This window comes from Paenibacillus sp. FW126-R14 (assembly GCF_058789495.1).
The window spans coordinates 1-679 of the sequence record NZ_JBYTBS010000140.1 but is presented as its reverse complement, the minus strand read 5'-3'; the positions used below and the strand labels follow the sequence as shown (position 1 = coordinate 679).

Genomic DNA, 679 nt, shown 5'->3' with positions numbered 1-679 from the left:
GGGGGTAGCGGAGAAATTCCAATCGAACTCGGAGATAGCTGGTTCTCCCCGAAATAGCTTTAGGGCTAGCCTCGGATGTTGTGAGTTGTGGAGGTAAAGCACTGATTGGGTGCGGGGCCCGCCAAGGGTTACCAAGTCCAGTCAAACTCTGAATGCCACAAACTTAAATCCGGGAGTCAGACAGTGAGTGCTAAGATCCATTGTCAAAAGGGAAACAGCCCAGACCATCAGCTAAGGTCCCCAAGTGTGTGTTAAGTGGGAAAGGATGTGGAGTTGCACAGACAACCAGGATGTTGGCTTAGAAGCAGCCACCATTGAAAGAGTGCGTAATAGCTCACTGGTCGAGTGACTCTGCGCCGAAAATGTAACGGGGCTAAACACGCCACCGAAGCTATGGCTTGCAGCAATGCATGGGTAGGGGAGCGTTGTATGTACGTTGAATTCTGACCGTAAGGACAGGTGGAGCGCATACAAGTGAGAATGCCGGTATAAGTAACGAAAAGATCAGTGAGAATCTGATCCGCCGAAAACCTAAGGGTTCCTGAGGAAGGCTCGTCCGCTCAGGGTAAGTCGGGACCTAAGGCGAGGCCGAAAGGCGTAGTCGATGGACAACAGGTGGAAATTCCTGTACCACCGTAGCCGTTATGAGCGATGGAGTGACGCAGAAGGATAGTGACGC

At 51.8% G+C, this 679-nt stretch carries 1 rRNA gene; it reads left to right on the top strand.

The features are described from left to right. Positions 1 to 679, top strand: a 23S ribosomal RNA gene (locus AC3WRW_RS33060); the annotation flags it as partial.